Annotated in this window: 1 pseudogene; it reads left to right on the forward strand. The window is 32.0% G+C overall.

What is annotated here, in order from left to right:
- Nucleotides 1–112: 112 nt before the first annotated feature.
- Nucleotides 113–796, forward strand: a pseudogene (locus tag AC1DRF_RS30530) (ABC transporter permease); the annotation flags it as partial.

The raw sequence follows: 796 nt of genomic DNA on the forward strand, positions 1-796 counted from the left end.
CTATGGTTTTTCCAAGACAAGAATAGTAGTTTTTAAGGTACTATTAGCACTCTCCTTATTTTTAGTTATAGGAAGCCAGGTATTTCCTACAAGAGGCACATACGGACCTGGGATGTTGCTAATTACAGTTATTTTAGTTTTGCTTGCCTTTATACTAATCTTTCCTATCATAGTGACTAAAGGATTAAAATGGTTTTTGCCATATGGACAAAAAATATTTGGCAAAGAATTTTATATTTCGGTAAAAAACTTAATTCCCCAAGTTAAAAAAAACACAATGATTATCTTAATAATATGCGGATTAATGATCATTACTGTATTTGGGTCAATTACATTTAGAACCATACAAATTAATGGACTAACCTACTTAAAAAAAGAATATGCAATGCCTATTATTGTGGAAACTCGCCTTGATGATTCAAAAATAGATGTAGAAGAACTAACTAGAAAGGCTGAACAATTACCTAACGTAAAAAGCGTTAGCAACATGAGTAATCAGGGCTTAGGAGAGATTTTAAATTCAAAAAAGGTTGCGGATATTCGTTACAATGTGGTTGACTTGAAAAGATTGCAGAAGCAAGGACTTCTAGAGCATTTCTCGTATGTAAAAGGAAGTAATAAAGAGAATAGTATAATAGTGTCTGAAAAATTTGCTGAAAGTCATGATTTAAAAGTCGGTCAGGTACTCCATTTAGGTATGTATGTTGAAAATCAAGATGAATCAATGATAGAGGGAAATATAATACCTAAGGGAGATTATGTGGTAACAGCTATACCTAATCACCTTCTTGACAAT

This window comes from Priestia sp. P5_B4 (assembly GCF_056400385.1).